13 protein-coding genes are annotated in these 16,166 nt (G+C 43.0%); 8 read left to right on the forward strand and 5 right to left on the reverse strand.

The features are described from left to right. Positions 1–2 precede the first annotated feature (2 nt). Genes ACNORC_RS04460 through miaB form a run of 4 tightly spaced genes read right to left on the reverse strand, consistent with a single transcriptional unit; the run spans position 3 to position 4,139 of the window. A complete protein-coding gene (locus ACNORC_RS04460; RefSeq protein ID WP_418334391.1) occupies positions 3–848 on the reverse strand; it encodes a DUF8458 domain-containing protein in 846 nt (281 codons plus the stop codon). 1 nt (position 849) lies between these two features. After that, positions 850–1,353, reverse strand: coding sequence for an LptE family protein (locus tag ACNORC_RS04465; protein WP_418334392.1), 504 nt, complete (start codon positions 1,351–1,353; stop codon positions 850–852). Between the two features lie 26 nt (positions 1,354–1,379). Further along, entirely contained in the window at positions 1,380–2,636 is a 1,257-nt protein-coding gene (locus ACNORC_RS04470) for a sigma-54 interaction domain-containing protein (protein ID WP_418334393.1), read from the reverse strand. 57 nt (positions 2,637–2,693) lie between these two features. Further along, positions 2,694–4,139: a tRNA (N6-isopentenyl adenosine(37)-C2)-methylthiotransferase MiaB gene (gene miaB / locus ACNORC_RS04475; RefSeq protein WP_418334394.1), complete on the reverse strand. Its 1,446-nt coding sequence runs from the start codon at positions 4,137–4,139 to the stop codon at positions 2,694–2,696. Positions 4,140–4,316: 177 nt separating this feature from the next. Here miaB and topA point away from each other — a divergent pair, with 177 nt between their 5' ends. From topA to ACNORC_RS04510, 7 genes are all read left to right on the forward strand, one after another. Further along, positions 4,317–6,860 carry a type I DNA topoisomerase gene (topA, locus tag ACNORC_RS04480; protein ID WP_418334395.1) on the forward strand — a complete coding sequence of 848 codons (2,544 nt, stop codon included), beginning with the start codon at positions 4,317–4,319 and terminating at the stop codon, positions 6,858–6,860. A gap of 3 nt (positions 6,861–6,863) precedes the next feature. Next, a complete protein-coding gene (locus tag ACNORC_RS04485; RefSeq protein WP_418334396.1) occupies positions 6,864–8,024 on the forward strand; it encodes a formimidoylglutamase in 1,161 nt (386 codons plus the stop codon). Between the two features lie 111 nt (positions 8,025–8,135). Further along, positions 8,136–9,491, forward strand: a complete 1,356-nt coding sequence (gene porK, locus ACNORC_RS04490; protein WP_418334397.1) for a T9SS ring complex lipoprotein PorK/GldK — start codon at positions 8,136–8,138, stop codon at positions 9,489–9,491. 59 nt (positions 9,492–9,550) lie between these two features. Further along, the gene (porL, locus tag ACNORC_RS04495; RefSeq protein ID WP_418334398.1) at positions 9,551–10,192 is read left to right on the forward strand and encodes a type IX secretion system motor protein PorL/GldL; all 642 of its coding nucleotides are present in this window, start codon (positions 9,551–9,553) and stop codon (positions 10,190–10,192) included. A 51-nt stretch (positions 10,193–10,243) separates the two neighbouring features. Next, complete coding sequence (porM, locus tag ACNORC_RS04500; RefSeq protein ID WP_418334399.1) at positions 10,244–11,788, forward strand: type IX secretion system motor protein PorM/GldM; 1,545 nt, start codon at positions 10,244–10,246, stop codon at positions 11,786–11,788. Positions 11,789–11,800: 12 nt separating this feature from the next. Then, on the forward strand, positions 11,801–12,685 hold the full coding sequence (gene porN, locus ACNORC_RS04505; RefSeq protein WP_418334400.1) for a type IX secretion system ring subunit PorN/GldN: 885 nt from the start codon (positions 11,801–11,803) through the stop codon (positions 12,683–12,685). 72 nt (positions 12,686–12,757) lie between these two features. After that, positions 12,758–13,819 (forward strand): NAD(P)/FAD-dependent oxidoreductase, encoded by a 1,062-nt coding sequence (locus tag ACNORC_RS04510; protein WP_418334401.1) that lies wholly within the window; start codon positions 12,758–12,760, stop codon positions 13,817–13,819. Here ACNORC_RS04510 and ACNORC_RS04515 read toward each other — a convergent pair. After that, the gene (locus tag ACNORC_RS04515) at positions 13,809–14,201 is read right to left on the reverse strand and encodes a DUF983 domain-containing protein (RefSeq protein WP_418334402.1); all 393 of its coding nucleotides are present in this window, start codon (positions 14,199–14,201) and stop codon (positions 13,809–13,811) included. The genes ACNORC_RS04510 and ACNORC_RS04515 overlap by 11 nt on opposite strands. Positions 14,202–14,257: 56 nt before the next feature. Here ACNORC_RS04515 and abc-f point away from each other — a divergent pair, with 56 nt between their 5' ends. Then, on the forward strand, positions 14,258–16,165 hold the full coding sequence (gene abc-f / locus ACNORC_RS04520; RefSeq protein ID WP_418334403.1) for a ribosomal protection-like ABC-F family protein: 1,908 nt from the start codon (positions 14,258–14,260) through the stop codon (positions 16,163–16,165). Position 16,166 lies beyond the last annotated feature (1 nt).

Below are 16,166 nucleotides of genomic sequence, written 5' to 3' on the forward strand. Positions count from 1 at the left end.
ATCTAATTGTTATTGTCTTGTAATTTCTCGATCGCCCGAATTTGGTCTGCAAAGAAACCACTTTTTTCGGGATTTTTCAAAATTAAAATTTTATAAGCCTGAATGGCTTTTTTATAGTTTTTTTGTTCCAGATAGACCCTCGCAAGAGTCTCTGTCATAAGTGCTTCGGGTCCAACCAGGCTTTCCTCAGCAAGGTTCGCTTTTTTCGGATTTTTTGTAGGTGTGATGCGCGGACTTTTAGAAATAAACTCATTAATGAGTTGCAGCTTCCTGCTCTTTTCCGGATCAACCGATTTCTCTTCCGGTCGTTCAACGGGTTTTGCAGTAGCCAGTTTTAACCATTCCGTAAAAGAATGATTCTCATTGCGGTCAAAATTCAGGGGCTTCCCTAACTGAAGCGAGTTTTCTTCCTCTTCCTGTTCTTTTTGCCTCGCGGCCTCTTCTTCTTTTACAAACCTGCTGAAAAGTTCCGGATCAAAAACCTGTTCAGACTCTCTGACTTTCATCTTCAAAGCTTTGTCAAGACTCTGTTCTTCCGGTTCCTCTTCCTGTGCTGAAGTTTTCTCGATCTGTTCCTGCTCCTTGATGCGGGTTGCTATCCTGTTCTGATTGAATTCTTCAGAAGTGATAAAATCAAAAAGCACACTTCGATCTGTGGTATAAGCCGCGGTTACCTTTAGCTCTTTATTATAGTAAAGGCTATTCGCATTTTTGAGCCCCTTGAGCCGAAGCGCACGGGCAGCCTGAAAATAAGGATATTCTTCCAACACCTCTTTCAGGGCAGCAGTCTGCTCCCAGCTTATAGCTGCGGGATCCTGAAGAAGGGATGTAAGTTCTTCCTGTTTCATTTTACCAGTTGGCCAAAGTTGCGTTAAAGATGTCCTGGGTGATGCGTGTAAATATTTCCTCCAGGGCGGTGGCAAGAGTTCCTCCTGTCAACTGCGCATTGGCAGGATAATCATAATAAAAGGAGAATCTCCTTTCCAGGTCCTTTTCAGGGTCAAGGGTATTATAGAACCGAACGTTTACCACAATAGTGAGTCGGTTTTGTGCCGCGGTGCTTTGTGCAGTGGCACTCATCGGCGACACGTAATAATCAACTATTTCTCCTTCGTAGACCAGGTCTCCGTTTGAATCAGTAAGGTTGAGGTTGGTCTGGCTCTGTATGAGGTCCTGCAATTGAAGGGTGAAAGTTCGGTCAATCCCCGGTTCCACTATGGCAGAAGCATTCTGGAAGTAATTTACCTGGAAAGTTTGGGCGTTACCGGTATCAGCACCCGAAAAGGAATAAATTCCGCAGGAACTAAAGGTGAAAGCTATTAAACCAACCAGGAGGACTTGTAATTTCTTCATATAATAAGGACCCAAAAAGGCCTTTTTTAAAGGTCGTATTGTTTGATCTTTCGGTAAAGAGTACGCTCACTGATCCCCAATTCTTCAGCAGCTGCCTTGCGTTTTCCGTTGTGGCGCTCCAAAGATTTCTTAATGAGTTCCAGTTCTTTATCCTGTAAAGAAAGTGTCTCTTCTTCCTCGATTTCTTCTGCAAAATAATATTTATCCTGCTTATCGGGCATATTATTCTGCGGAATTTGAAGCACTTCCAATTGCTCGTCTGTGATCTCTTCGGGCACTACTTCTTCCTCTTCGCCGCCACCATAGATCTTCTGAATAAGGCCTTCATTCTCTTCTTTCACCTTATCCTTATTATCGTGCTTCATCAATTCCAGCGTAAGCTTTTTGAGATCGTTGAGATCACTTTTCATATCGAAAAGCACTTTATAAAGGATCTCGCGCTCATTGCTGAAATCGCTTTCTTTCTTCTTTTCTTCAATAACAGCCGGAAGATTACTGCCAATGCCTGGCAAATAGGCTTTAAGAATAGGTCCGGTTATATTGCGCTCCTGCTCCAGAACAGAGATCTGTTCAGCAATGTTTCGCAGTTGCCGCACGTTTCCACTCCAGCGATATTTTTGAAGCAGGTCAACTGCCTCGTCATCCAAACGGATGGTGGGCATTTTATACTTCAAGGCAAAATCTGAAGCGAATTTCCTGAATAATAAATGAATGTCGTCCTTACGCTCCCGTAATGGCGGCAGGTAAATCTCCACCGTACTTAAACGGTAGTAAAGATCTTCACGGAATTTCTCTTTTTTAATGGCTTCGAACATATTGAGGTTCGTTGCCGCTACTATTCGCACATTCGTCTTTTGAACTTTGGAAGAACCCACTTTAATAAATTCTCCATTTTCAAGGACCCTTAAAAGACGTACCTGGGTGGTAAGTGGGAGTTCCCCAACTTCATCCAGGAAGATGGTGCCTCCATCGGCCACTTCAAAATAGCCGCTTCTGGTCTGGGTAGCACCCGTAAAAGCGCCTTTTTCATGACCAAAAAGCTCACTGTCTATAGTTCCTTCAGGAATAGCACCGCAGTTTACGGCAATGTATTTTCCGTGCTTGCGGTGAGAAAGGGCGTGAATGATCTTTGGTATACTTTCTTTACCAACCCCGCTTTCTCCGGTAACCAAAACTGAAATATCGGTAGGGGCAACCTGAATGGCTTTTTCAACCGCCCGGTTGAGCTTCTCGTCATTCCCCAGGATGCCAAAACGCTGTTTTATTGCCTGTACGCTTTCCATTCGTTTAATTCAAGATTCAAAATTCAGTATTCAGAATTTCTTACTGCTTACTGATGACTAATTATTCTCGCTCAAACCAACCGCTTCCCCAATAAGAGTGGCGCTGGTGCAATCATTGATCTTAACGTTTACAAAATCTCCCACTTTATAGTTTTCCTTCGGAAACACCGCCACAGTGTTCTGGGTAGTCCTTCCGCTCCAATGAAGATCAGATTTCTTGGATTCTTTCTCTATAAGTACTTCCACGGTCTTACCAACAAACTGTTTTGTTCTGTAATGACTGTGTTGTTGCTGCAGGTTCACGATCTCGGTAAGCCTTCGCTTTTTGACTTCTTCAGGAACATCATCTTCGAGCTTTCGTGCAGCCATGGTTCCGGGTCTTTCTGAATAGGCGAACATGAATCCAAAATCATATTTTACGTACTCCATTAAAGACAGGGTGTCCTGGTGATCTTCTTCTGTTTCGGTAGGGAAACCGGTGATCATATCCTGTGAAATAGCACAATCTGGCATTAACTTCCTGATGTTGTCTATCAACTCGAAATATTCTTCCCGCGTGTGAAGACGGTTCATCTCCTTCAGGATCCTGTTGCTTCCGCTTTGGACCGGCAGGTGGATGTATTTACAAATATTCGGGTGAACTGCCATGGTCTCAATCACGTCCAGTGTCATGTCCTGCGGATTGGAAGTAGAGAACCTTATTCTCATTTTTGGATGCGCTGTAGCTACCATTTTCAGAAGTCCGGAAAAGTTGGTCGCCGTAGCTTTCTGCATTTCCGAAGCATTTTTGAAGTCTTTTTTGAGTCCGCCGCCATACCATAAATAGGAGTCGACATTCTGTCCCAAAAGAGTAACTTCTTTGAATCCTTTTGCTGCCAGATCATTCACTTCTTCCAGTATGGACTGAGGATCACGACTACGTTCCCTTCCGCGGGTAAACGGTACCACGCAGAACGTACACATATTATCGCAACCACGGGTAATGGAAACAAACGCAGAAACTCCATTGCTTTGAAGACGCACCGGAGAAATATCCCCGTAAGTCTCCTCTTTTGAAAGGATCACGTTCACCGCGTTCCTTCCTTCTTCCACTTCATTAATAAGGTTAGGCAGGTCTTTATAGGCATCGGGGCCTACAACGAGATCCACTATTTTTTCTTCCTCAAGGAATTTAGCTTTGAGACGCTCGGCCATGCAACCCAGTACTCCTACCTTCATTCCGGGATTGATCTTCTTTACTGCGTTGTATTTTTCAAGTCTTTTTCGAACTGTTTGCTCTGCCTTGTCTCTAATGGAACAGGTATTAATAAGGACCAGGTCAGCTTCTTCAAGATTCTGAGTAGTATTAAAACCTTCTTTGGCCAGAATAGAGGCCACGATCTCACTGTCACTGAAATTCATCTGGCAACCGTAGCTCTCAATCATCAGCTTTCTTCCATTCCCTTTTTGTGGTTCCATCACCAGGGAATTCCCTTGTTGTTTTTCGTCTATTATCTTCTCCATAAATCAAAAAGTACCATTGGGTATTTGAACGCGCAAAGATACGTTTTTAGTTGAGATATGACAAAGTGACAGGAGATAAAATCACCTTCTTCAATGATAGCTGAAAACCCCATTTTCTAAAATTAAAAGCCGATATTTAAAAATTCCTCTACTTTTGCAAAACAAAAAATTGGTGCTATGGCAAAGAATTTAGTGATCGTAGAGTCCCCTGCAAAGGCAAAGACTATAGAAAAATTCCTGGGAAAAGACTATAAGGTCGCTTCCAGTTTTGGTCATATTGCCGATCTGCCTACCAAAGAACTGGGGGTGGATACCGAGGGTGATTTTACTCCTAAATATATAGTATCTAAAGACAAGCGCGAAGTAGTCAAGAAGCTTAAGGCGCTTGCCAAAGATGCAGATACTGTATGGCTGGCGAGTGATGAGGACCGCGAGGGAGAGGCGATCGCCTGGCACCTGGCTGAAGAGCTGGACCTCGATATGAGCAAAACCAAGCGTATCGTTTTCCATGAGATCACTCAATCTGCTATTTTAAAAGCTATAGAGAATCCGCGAGGGATCAATTATAATTTGGTAAATGCGCAACAGGCCCGTAGGGTCCTGGACCGTTTAGTGGGTTACGAACTTTCTCCGGTACTTTGGAGAAAGGTAAAAGGCGGACTTTCAGCGGGAAGGGTGCAGTCTGTATCTGTTCGATTGATCGTTGAAAGAGAGAGGGAAATTCAGAATTTCACTCCGGAAGCCTCCTATCGCATCGATGCTGAATTTACTACGGAAGAGGGAAAGGTCTTCAAGGCAAAACTTCCGAAGAATTTTGACACAAAAGAGGAATCAGAAGAATTCCTTTCAGAAAATATAGGCGCCAACTTTAAGGTTGCCGATCTTACTACCAAACCGGCGAAAAAGTCTCCGGCACCACCTTTTACAACGTCTACCCTGCAACAGGAAGCGGCCCGGAAATTATATTTTTCGGTAAGCAAGACCATGACCATGGCGCAGCGACTGTATGAAGCGGGACATATTACATATATGAGAACAGACAGTGTAAACCTGTCTGACGATGCCCGAAAAGGAGCTAAAAAAGAGATCCTGGATGCGTATGGAGAGAAATACAGCAAGGCCAGGCAGTTCAAAGGTAAGTCTAAAGGAGCACAGGAAGCTCACGAAGCGATAAGGCCTACCAACTTTGCCAATCACACGGTGAGGGCAGAGCGTGATGAGCAACGTTTATATGAATTGATCTGGAAAAGAGCTATCGCCTCACAAATGAGTGAAGCACAGCTAGAGCGTACCAACGTGAAGATTGAAGCCGATAAACATGATAAACATTTCACCGCGAATGGAGAAGTTCTGAAATTCGACGGTTTCCTGAAGGTCTATCTTGAAGGAAGGGATGACGAAGATGAGGAATTGCAGGAGCAGGAAGGAATGTTGCCGGCATTGCGGGTAAATGAAAAACTGGAGAATAATTACATTACCGCGACAGAGCGATTTACTCGTCCGCCATACCGCTATACTGAAGCTTCCCTCGTGAAAAAACTGGAAGAATTGGGTATTGGCCGACCTTCAACATATGCGCCTACCATTTCTACCATTCAAAATAGAAATTATATCGAAAAAGGTTCTGTAGAAGGAACTGAAAGGGAATATGTGCAGTTGTCTTTAAAGCGCGATAAGCTCAGCGAGAAAAAACTGACCGAGACTGTGGGGAGTGATAAAGGAAAGCTGGTGCCAACAGATGTTGGAATGGTAGTGAACGATTTTCTCGTAAACCATTTCTCCAGTATCCTTGACTATAATTTCACCGCCAAGGTGGAACAGGATTTCGATGAGATCGCAGAAGGCCATGAGGAATGGACCCGCATGATGAAGGACTTCTACAATGATTTTCACCCGCAGGTGGAGCATGTTGCCGAAAATGCTGAAAGAGAAGTGGGAGAGAGGATCCTTGGACAGGATCCCGTTTCAGGAAAGCCTGTGAGTGTTCGTCTTGGAAAATTTGGACCTATGGTGCAAATGGGCTCTGTAGAAGATGAAGAAAAACCGAAATTCGCCAGTCTTTCGCCTGATCAAACCCTGGATTCTGTCACTTTTGAGGAGGCTATGGAGCTGTTCAAACTTCCGAAGGAGTTGGGCGAATACAAGGGCGAGACTGTTGAAGTGAACAATGGCCGTTTTGGGCCATATGTGAAATACGGAAAGAAATTCGTTTCTTTAGATAAAGGTGAAGATCCATTGCAGGTGAGCATGGATCGAGCAGTAGAGCTTATCAAAGCCAAGGAAAAAGCAGATGCTCCTATCTATGAATACAAGGGGCTTCCGGTTCAAAAAGGAGTGGGGAGATTTGGTCCTTTCCTCAAGTGGAATGACATGTTCATCAATGTCAGTAAAAAATATGATTTTGATGATCTTTCCGCAGAAGATATTGAAGAGCTTATTGAAGACAAGCTTAAGAAGGAGAAAGAAAAGGTGATCCAGAACTGGGAAGAAGAAGGGATTCGTGTTGAGAAAGCACGGTGGGGCCGATCCAACATCATAAAAGGCAAAACCAAGGTTGAACTACCAAAAACCGTAGATGCTGCAAAGTTGAGCCTGGAAGAGGTGAAGGATATTCTGGAGAAAAAAGCTCCAAAGAAGAAAGCCGCTAAAAAGAAGGCTACTACTAAAAAAACCACGGCCAAGAAAACTACCCGAAAAACTTCTGCGACCAAAAAGAAATAAATAATGGAACTGGATTTTTTGTCCCCCGTTAATGAACAACTTCTGGAAGAGGCGGTTGCTTCCAATTCCTTAAGATCTTCCCTCAGGATACATTCGGCAGAAAAGGCTTTTCCCGATCTGGAGGAAGTGAAAATTGCCATTTTTGGAGTCCTTGAAGACCGGCTCGATGAGAACCGAACTGAGGAAGAATTTAGCTTTGACGAAATACGGCGCAATTTTTACCGCTTGTTTCCAGGGAACTGGCATCTTACTATTGCAGATCTTGGGGATATCCAAAAAGGGGAAACTGTAGAGGATACTTTTTTCGCGGTACAAACTGTTGTGAACCAGCTGCTTAAAAAGGGGATTATTCCGCTTATTCTTGGCGGGAGCCAGGATCTTATTTACGGGCAGTACCGAGCGTACGATGGGGTGGAACAAATGGTGAACCTGGTGAATATTGATTCTCAATTTGATCTCGGGGATGCCGATAAACCCATTAGTAACAAATCATATGTTGGAAAGATCGTTGTAACAAAACCTTACAACCTTTTCAATTATTCAAATCTGGGGTATCAAACCTATTACAATTCACAGGAAGAGATCGAATTAATGGAGCGACTGTTCTTTGACGCTTACCGGTTGGGAGAAGTTACAAAAGATATTGCTGTAGTGGAGCCTGTAATGCGGGATGCGAACCTGGTGGGGCTTGATCTTACTTCGGTAGAGGCAGGAGCCTTCGGGAATTTCAGGATAGATTCTCCAAACGGCTTCAGCGGAAAAGAGATCTGTGCTTTATCCAGATATGCCGGCATTAGTGACAAGGTATCTTCTTTTGGAATCTATGAATTCAGTTCTAAATTTAATTTTCCTTCGGCAACCATGCTGGTTGCTCAAATAATGTGGTATTTTATTGAGGGAGTTAATTTTAGAAAGAATGAAAATACTATTTCTGCAAAAAAGGAGTTTATAAAGTATCAGGTTCCCATTGATGATGAGATACTTGTCTTTTATAAGAGTCCGGTGAGCGGGCGCTGGTGGATAGAAATTCCTTTTATTTCACCGGCAAATAATAAATTGAAGCGGCACACGTTATTACCATGCACGCATGAGGATTACGTGGAGGCCTGTAATCAGGTAATTCCTGAGAGATGGTATAAAACTAAACGGAAAAACGAAATTTAATTATATTGTGACGAGTATAACGCGCTGCATTTTACCTAAATAAATTGTTTATTAAAAAATAAATAAATAGGTTTACTGCCGTGAAGTCGTTGTCCTAACTTGAAAGATATTATGAGGAAACTTTTATTGCTTATTGCTGTTATTGCTGTTCTGGCCTCCTGTGGCCGGGGAGATCAGGGGCAATTGGTAGGTGTGCAGGGGAAGAAGTGGCATCCTGAAAAACCATACGGGATGACCTTGATCCCGGGAGGTGCTTTCATTATGGGTAAATCTGATGATGATATCGCTGCATTGAAAAATGCACCCCCAAAGACTGTTACCGTTCGTTCTTTCTATATGGATGAGACTGAGATCACGAATTCTGAATATCGTCAGTTCGTGAATTGGGTGCGCGACTCTGTAGTGCGTATGAAACTGGCCATTTTTGCTGAAGAGCTGGGGGAAACTCCGGGAACCGGCGGAATTGGAGAATTTGCTTTTGCTGATACTGACGAAGAAAACATGACTGTCTACGAAAAGTACATGTATGACAACTATTACAGTATGGGCGGTTATGAAGGAAGAAAACTGAACAAAAATGTGGATATCATTTGGGACACCCGTGATTATCCAGATGAATATTATGCTGAGGTAATGGATACCATGTACATTCCTATCGAGGAAGTGTATAACGGTCAACGTTCCATCGATACCAAGCACCTGAAATTCCGTTACACCTGGATGGATGTTTCTGCAGCAGCTAGAGCCGAACCGGGAAGACGTACAGATTTCATTAAAACTGAAGAAATTGCTATTTATCCTGATACCACTGTGTGGATCAAGGATTTTAATTATTCTTATAATGAGCCAATGCATAATGACTATTTCTGGCATGATGCATATGGTGATTATCCGGTAGTGGGTGTTTCCTGGAAGCAGGCACGTGCCTTTGCGCAATGGAGAACTCTTTATCACAACGCTTACCGTAAGGAAAGAGGTAAGCACAATGTGAACTCTTATAGATTGCCAACCGAAGCAGAATGGGAATATGCTGCGCGGGGTGGACTGGAATCTGCCTCTTATCCATGGGGTGGTCCATATACCAAAAATGACCGTGGGTGTTTTATGGCCAACTTCAAACCTTTAAGGGGAGATTATGCGGCAGACCAGGCATTGTATACAGTAGAGGCGAAGTCATATGAGCCAAATGACTACGGCTTGTACAATATGGCCGGGAACGTGGCTGAGTGGGTCTTCTCTTCTTATGACCCTGCATCCTATGAATATTCTTCTTCAATGAACCCTTCGGTTAATGATGAAGCGAACTTGAAAAAAGTAGTGCGCGGCGGTTCATGGAAAGATGTAGCCTACTTCCTGCAGGTGAGCTCAAGGGATTATGAATATGCTGATTCCGCAAGAAGCTATATTGGCTTTAGAACTGTACAGGACTATTTGGGTACTGATGTTACCCTAAATGCAACACGATAATAAAATCCCTATTTTCACAACAACAACCTAAAAAGAACAAAACCTAAATTTTTATCATTATGGCACAATCAAAGTCAAGTAAGAAATTAATGAACATGGTGTATGGACTGGGTGCATCCGTGGTAATCCTTGGAGCACTTTTCAAGATCATGCACTGGCCTGCAGGTAACCTTATGCTTATTATTGGTTTGATAGTGGAAGCGATCGTATTCGCTGTTTCTGCTTTTGAACCTGTTGATGATGAAGTTGATTGGTCATTGGTATATCCTGAATTAGCTGGAGGTGAACCTGGAGCAAGAGGAGGAGTCGTAACTACGCATGATGACACTGAAGGAATGCTGTCTAAAAAACTTGACGAGATCCTTCGTGAGGCTAAAATTGATGCCGGACTAATGACAAGTCTGGGAGATAGTATCCGCAACTTTGAAGGTGCCGCTAAAACTATGATCCCTACTGTTGACGCTATGGCTTCTCAAAAGAAATACAGTGAAGAAATGACCCTTGCTGCTAACCAGCTTGAGTCACTTAACAGTATCTATAAAGTACAGGTTGAATCTGCATCGAGACAATCTGAGATCAACGAAGCAGTTGCTGAAAACGCTGAAAGACTAAATCAGCAAATGGAATCTTTAGCTTCCAACCTTTCTTCTCTAAACGGAGTTTATGGAGGTATGTTATCTGCGATGCATGTAAAAGCCTAATTGGTTTAAGCATTAGCTAAAACTAGTATTAAAATTAAACTTAATTAGAGAATGGCGTCTGGAAAACAATCACCAAGACAGAAGATGATCAACCTGATGTATCTGGTCTTCATCGCGATGATGGCCCTGAATATGTCAAAAGAGGTGCTTACTGCCTTTGGGATCATCAACGAAAAAATAACTGAATCAAATGTTGCTGTAACCGAAAGAAACTCTGCTTTTATGGCAGGTCTTGAAGCTAAAGTTGAGGAACAACCGGCAAAATACAAACCTTTAAAAGCTAAAGCTGATTCTATTCACGAGCTTACTACGGAATTTACAGCCTACCTGGAGCAGATAAAAGAAAAAGCCCTTGAAGATATAGATCCTGAAGATCGTAATGACTACGAGGCTATGGATAAATCGGCAGAACTTGATGAATACCTGTTTCAAAGTGGGAAACCCAGTGAAGCCGGAAGACAATTTATCAGCCAGGTTGAAAAATTCCGGGATGGAGTTTCCTCTCTTATAGCTGACAACTATCCGCAGATAGCAAATGAGATCAGAAATGAATTTAGTACAGCAGATGTTAAAGACAGCGAGGGAGTAACAAAACCTTATCTCGAATATAACTTCGAAGGGTTTCCGCTTATTGCGTCCCTAACTAAGTTGTCGCAAATGCAAGCTGATGCAAAATCTGCCGAAAGTGATATTCTTTCAGCTATGCTTTCAGGACAACTTCAAAGCGAGGTATCGCTTACAAATTATGAAGCTATTGTGATCCCTGATAAAACTGCCTTCTTTAATGGAGAGCAATTCACGGGGAAAGTAGTTTTGGGAAGAGTAGATAAGACTTTGCAGTTCGACAAAGTTATGATCAACGGGAACCAGGTAAGCAGTACCGAAGCAGGACAGGTAAAACTTAAATTCCCTGCAGGGAACGTAGGTGAACAAAAGATCACCGGAGAACTTCAGTTTAAGGAAGGTGACTCTATTGTGAGCATTCCTGTGAACAGTTCTTATAGTGTGATCCCAAAACCGAATTCTGCTGTTATTTCTGCTGATAAGATGAACGTGGTTTATCGTGGAGTTGATAACCCAATGACTATTTCCATCCCAGGAGTTGGAAATGTAAGTGCCAGCGCACCCGGTCTAAGATCTGTAGGTGGAGCAGGTAACTACATGATGAATGTTACCACTTTGCAGGCGCGTGAGGTAACCATCAATGTTAGCGGACAGCTTCCTGGCGGTGAAAAAGTTTCTGATAGCAAGACCTTCAGGGTAAAGGATATTCCACGTCCTGTAGGAACTGTTAGAGGAGAAGATGGTACTGTAAGAATGCAGCGCCAGAATCTTGAGATCTCTACCATTGGTGCAGCCCTTCCAGATTTTGACTTTGATCTTGACCTTCGGGTGACAGGATTTAAGTTTAAAGTTCCGGGGCAGCCTACCATTCAGGTAAGAGGACAAAGACTGGACGATCAGGCCAAAGCGGCACTGAGACGTGCAGGTAGAGGTGAAGCTATTCAGATCTTTGATGTGGAGGCTCAGCTCGCCGGAAATTCCAGCTACAAATTGAAGCAGGTATCTCCGGTCCTAGTGGAGTTAACAAACTAATAAGTAAAAAATATGAACTGGAACCGAATTATAGTTGGATTATGCGGATTGCTCTTTTCGGTGACTTCTTTTGGGCAGACAAATATTCTGAATGCCAAAAGTCCCGATGAGATTGCAGGGGTTGCAGAACAGGAGTACGGTAAGAATGACCCGCTTGAGTATGGCTATGTAGATGAGCGTGATGTGTTATGGGCTAAAACCACCTGGGAAGTTGTTGATCTGGACGAAAGAGTGAATTTTCCTCTTTACTATCCAATCGATACTAATCAAATAGGAAGTTCCAGAAGATCATTGTACGATGTATTGATCGCCAACATTAAAAATGGCAAGATCAAGAACATTTATGCAGACTCATATTTCAACGACAAGCGTACTTTAAAAGATATTCGGGCTGCCTTATCAAAAATTGATACTACAGACCTTGGTATTGAACAGTATAATGCCGGTGAAGAGATTGATCAGCAGTACATAAGCCGAAGGGATATTTCTTCTGCTGATATTGCGGAGTATCACATTCGCGGATACTGGTACTTCGATAAGCGCCAGGCCGAATTGAAATACCGGTTGTTAGGGATCGCACCTGTGGCACCCGATGTGAACTTTATAGACAGTGATGAACCGGCGCTGGTTGAATTGTTCTGGGTGTGGTTCCCTTCAGCGAGGGAAGTGCTGAATGAAGCCTATGCGTTCAACCCTGAAAATACGGCCCAGCCAATTTCCTTTGACCATTTGCTCAATGCCAGGCGTTTTAATGGAACGATCTACGCTGAAGACAACGTACAGGGAGACCGTCAGGTTGATGAATACATTAGCAATAATGCTTTCATGCAGCTGTTGGAGTCTCAAAGGATCAGAGAACAGATACGAAACTTTGAACAGGACATGTGGAATTACTGATCCTGGTCATATAGTACTAATTTTAAAAAAGCCTTTCTCTCCGAAAGGCTTTTTTCTTTCTAAATTTGCGGCATGAAAGACTACATCATTGTTGGCCTTGGCCTTAGTGGGGCAGCTCTGGCTTTTAGGCTGGAGAAAGAAGGCAAATCCTTTATTGTTTTTGATGATGGCTCGCAAGAAGCATCACGAGTTGCCGGCGGGTTCATGAATCCGGTCATCCTCAAGCGCTTTACACTCGCCTGGAAAGCCGATGAGCAAATGAAGATGGCAACTGCTTTCTATGGGCAAATGGAAGAGCTCTTAAAAAAGGAATTTCTGGCTCCTCTTGAAATTTATCGGCGGTTCTCCTCGGTAGAAGAGCAGAACAACTGGTTCGCGGCTGCTGATAAGCCCAAAATAGCCCCTTTTCTGGATACCAAACTGGTTTTGGAAGTGAACCCCAACATTCCCTCTAAATATTCCTTCGGAAAGGTGCTGAATACAAAAAGGATCGATCCTAGAGGCCTTTTAGAGGCCTATTCAGAGCACCTTGAAGAAACGGGCAGGCTTTCCACTTCCAGCTTCGTTTATGATGATCTGAAGTTAACAGAAGACGGGGTCGAATACCAGGGTATGAGTGCCAAAAATGTCATTTTTTGCGAAGGTTTCGGAATTTTGGAGAATCCATATTTCAGCTACCTTCCGCTGCGCGGGAATAAGGGAGAATATATTCTCATAAAAGCTCCCGGGTTGGATCTGGAAGTAGGTGTGAAATCTTCAATATTTATTTTTCCGGCAGGCGATAAAGATGTGTATGCCGTAGGAGCAACCTATAGCAATACAGATAAAACCCCTGAACCTTCAGAAGCTGCAAGACAGGAACTTGTTGAAAAATTAAAGGATCTGATCAACGTGAAATTTGAGGTCATTCATCAGGTAGCGGGGTTGCGACCCTCCACTGTAGACAGGCGTCCTTTAGTGGGCAGGCACCCAGATCATCCACAACTCTATTGCTGTAATGGTTTTGGAAGCCGCGGCATATTGCTCGCTCCCATGATCTCTAAAGAACTACTTGATTTTATCGAAAAAGAGGAGCCTCTAACTCCCGAGATCGATCTCTCAAGATTTACAAAAAAGTGGTATTCTAAGGTTTAGTCCTGGCCTTAGTTTCATCGTAGCTGAAGAAGAAATTTATCCAGATATTCCTGCTCCATCGAATGATCACCGGAAGGAAAACGATGAGGGTGATCACTATCGCAATAAAAGTATTCAGCAGGCTTAAGCCAAAGAGAAGGTAGCCCAGCACAAATGCAGCTACTGCAAAGGCAATTCCCACCGCATAGCTCACATACATCGCCCCAAAGAAGAACGAGGGTTCCATTTTATATTTGGTATGACAATTGGAACAACGCTCGTGCATATCAAATAGCCTTGACAATTTATAAGGATTTGGCTCTTTGTACATGCTTTCTTCCTGACACACAGGGCAGGTACCTTTTATTATACTATTGAGTTTACTGCCTTTTGAGAAGATCATGGAAGTTTTTTTAGGGAGATAAAATTAAGCATCTTTGCAAAAAACTAAGAAGGAGAATGTTAAATATACACAATTTGTCTGTAGCCTTTGGCGGAGAGTATCTTTTCGAAGAGATCACTTTTAGACTGGGAGCAGGAGACAGGGTAGGATTAATAGGAAAGAACGGTGCGGGAAAGTCGACCATGTTGAAGATCCTTTCGAAAGAAATGGAGCCGGATACAGGGCAAATTGCAGCAGATAAAGATCTTCAAATAGGATTTTTAAAGCAAGATATTGACTTTATTGAAGGTAGAACCGTCCTGGAGGAATCTTATCAGGCTTTTGAGGAGATCAAACGCCTCGAGAAAAAGCTGGAGGAGATCAACACTCAGCTTGCTGAAAGAACAGATTATGAAAGTGAGGCCTATCACCAGTTGATGGTTGATCTCAATGATGTGCAACACCAGTATGAAATTCATGGCGGCTATAACTACCAGGGGGAGACTGAGCGTATTCTGCAGGGGCTTGGATTTAAAAGAGAAGACTTCAATAAACTCACTGATACCTTTTCGGGAGGATGGAGAATGCGTATTGAGCTCGCGAAGTTGCTGTTGCAGCAAAACGACATTCTGCTGCTGGATGAGCCTACCAACCACCTGGATATTGAATCTATTATCTGGCTGGAAGGTTTCCTGAACAATTACCCCGGTGCGGTGGTGATCGTTTCTCACGATAAGATGTTCCTTGATAATGTGACCAACAGGACCATTGAAATTTCCCTCGGAAGGATTTACGACTTTAATAAACCATATTCTAAATATCTGGTGCTTCGGCAGGAACTGCGGGAGCAGCAGTTAGCTTCTCAAAAAAACCAGGAAAAGCAGATTCAACAGACGGAAAAACTGATCGAAAAATTCCGAGCCAAAGCATCCAAGGCCAGTATGGCCCAGTCGCTTATTAAAAAGCTGGACAAAATAGATCGCATCGAAGTTGATGAGGATGATAATTCAGTGATGAATTTAAAATTCCCTGTTTCTGTGGTACCCGGAAAGGTAGTTGTGGAAGCACATCATATCTCCAAGAGCTATGGAGATAAAAATGTGCTCAGCAATATTGATCTCTTGATCGAAAGGGATTCCAAAACGGCATTTGTGGGACAGAATGGTCAGGGGAAATCTACCCTTGCGAAGATCATAGTTGGCGAGCTGGATCATAAAGGGCAACTGAAACTGGGCCACAATGTTCAAATCGGATATTTTGCCCAGAATCAGGCTGAGTATCTGGACGGTTCCAAAACTGTACTTGACACTATGATCGATGCGGCCAATGAAACCAATCGTGCTAAAGTGAGGGATATTCTGGGTTCGTTTTTGTTCCGTGGAGATGAAGTTGAAAAATATGTGCGGGTGCTTTCCGGAGGAGAACGTAACCGTTTGGCACTGGCCAAATTGATGCTGCAGCCGTTCAATGTCCTGGTGATGGATGAGCCTACGAACCACCTTGACATCAAATCCAAGAACGTACTTAAAGATGCTTTAAAGAGCTTTGAAGGAACTTTGATCCTGGTTTCTCACGACAGGGATTTCCTGCAGGGGTTGACCAACAAGGTCTATGAGTTCAAAGATCATAGGATCAAAGAATACCTGGGAGATATAGATTACTACCTGGATCAGCGAAAAGTTGATAATTTGCGGGAAGTTGAAAAAAGGGATGTTGTGAAACAGGCACCTAAAGAAAGCAATAAAGATAATTATCAAAATCAAAAAAAGCTCAAATCTCTGAACAACAAATTGAGCAATATTGAAGCGAAGATCACCCGCCTTGAAAAAGAAATAAAGGAAAAGGATGTAGAACTGGCAACCAATTACGAGAAGAGTATGGCCAAACCCGATTTTCTGAAAAAATACCAGGAGAAGAAAAAAGAACTGGAAAAATACATGAAAGATTGGGAGCAGGTGCAGGGAGAACTGGAATTGATCAACTGAT

Source organism: Salinimicrobium soli, assembly GCF_048323655.1.
Taxonomy (GTDB): domain Bacteria; phylum Bacteroidota; class Bacteroidia; order Flavobacteriales; family Flavobacteriaceae; genus Salinimicrobium; species Salinimicrobium soli.